Annotated in this window: 1 pseudogene; it reads left to right on the forward strand. The window is 44.4% G+C overall.

The window, feature by feature from the left end:
• Positions 1-131: 131 nt before the first annotated feature.
• Positions 132-261: pseudogene (locus tag SB658_RS25030) on the forward strand (peptidase M28); the annotation flags it as partial.

Here is a 261-nt window from a genome sequence, read left to right on the forward strand (position 1 = left end):
TTTTTATTATACAGAAGATGCCAGACGGTGTTAAGTAAAGCGGCGGTTTTACAGCCCATTCAATCTGAGCGCTTGGAAAACGGTTGTTTTTCTAATAAAATAAAAGCATTACATAGAAATGAGGGGAAAATATGAATGAGGAAACGAAAACGCTTTTCCGGACGCTGACGCAGCTTCCCGGCGCACCGGGAAATGAACATCAGGTCCGCTCCTTTATGAAACGGGAGCTTGCGAAATATGCGGATGACATCGTGCAGGACA

It is taken from the genome of Bacillus sp. SIMBA_008, from assembly GCF_046535495.1.
GTDB lineage: Bacteria > Bacillota > Bacilli > Bacillales > Bacillaceae > Bacillus > Bacillus subtilis.